Source organism: Nostoc sp. LEGE 06077 (assembly GCF_015207705.1).
Taxonomy (GTDB): domain Bacteria; phylum Cyanobacteriota; class Cyanobacteriia; order Cyanobacteriales; family Nostocaceae; genus Nostoc_B.
Genome location: NZ_JADEWI010000127.1, coordinates 1 through 1,368 on the forward strand (window position 1 = coordinate 1; position 1,368 = coordinate 1,368).

At 33.2% G+C, this 1,368-nt stretch carries 1 protein-coding gene; it reads right to left on the bottom strand.

What is annotated here, in order from left to right; genetic code table 11:
• On the bottom strand, positions 1-1,295 hold a 1,295-nt coding region (locus IQ244_RS32195; protein ID WP_193900710.1), incomplete at its 3' end, for an IS701 family transposase.
• Positions 1,296-1,368: the final 73 nt, after the last annotated feature.

Consider the following 1,368-nt stretch of genomic DNA (forward strand, 5'->3'; position numbering starts at 1 on the left):
AAAATTAGGTGATTAAATCCAAGCAATAAATCGGAATTGGGAAAAACATTTAGCCAGGGATAAATCAACCAAAATAATAAAAGAGGTTGAACAATTAAACGAAGATTATTTAAAGTATTCTTCCATCCACAATCATGATTCCATTGTTCATGATTAGAGAAAACTACACAACTAATATAAGCACTGTCTTGTATTTCTGTTTCAGAAGGAGCTTGATTTAAGGATAAGAAAGGTGGAGAACTTAAACTAATCATTGTGTAGACACAAAAAATAATCTCCCACCATCTCTCAATATGTTGGAAATTTGTAAACCTGTAATCTGTCCAGCCCAGTTCCTGTTTACACTGCCGAAAACCATATTCTACCCAAGTTCTTAATCCATATAAGTCGCCTAAAATTTTCTTGAGGTTCCCTGAAAGATTAGTCATGACAAATGAAGTAGAATTTTCTGGCATGGTTTCTGGGTCAGTTGTTATTTCCCAGTAAGTTATGGCTCTTTTTTTACCATAAACTATTTCTCTAATATATCTAGTTTCTGATTTTTGGTTACTAAAGGTTCTTTCAAATTTGCACCACTTATTCGCCCTAACGCTCTGCCCTGCTGGCAGCCAGACTCCATGATTACTTCTGATTGATACCACATAACCTAAGTTATATTCAGCCAATTTTCTAATAAATTGGCTACTTTCCCCGTACAAACTATCAGCCAATACTAATTCAATATTGAAGCCTGATTTCATTAATTCTGTAATTATCTCTGATGCTAACTCTATTTTAGTTTTATATTTATCTGTCTCCTTTAGTGTTCCTTTTGGTTTAAATACTTTGAATATTAAGGGAAAAGTTATGTTAGCATAAACTCCATAAGCGTTAACTGAAACTATCCCATTATCTACTTTTCCTACACTTCCTAAATATTGTCTAGCTACATAATCTGTCTTTTTACCTTTTTTTCTATCTCCTGTTTCATCTATTACTACCGTAATTGTCTGACCATTTAATGCTCTTTTTATTTTCTTTAATCTTCGACTCTTCAAATCATTTACTGACCAGTTTGAATTGGCTATAAAATGATGTAATGATTGGGCTGAGTTTATACTTACTACTTTTGCTATCTCTGGTAATGATTTTCTTTTGATTGGTGAAATTATCCCTAAGTGTAAATATTTAAAACATTCATAATTTCTTACTTCTTTGAATAGGTCTTTGTACTCTGCACAATATTCATCTACGAGCGCAACTGTTGGGTGAGCGTCTCGACGTAAATGTTTCAGGATTTGTAATTCCACATCCATTGCCCTGCTTACCTTCCAGAGTTTTTTCTTTTAATCCTTTTATTTAGAATACTCGGAAAGTGACAGAAGAGGG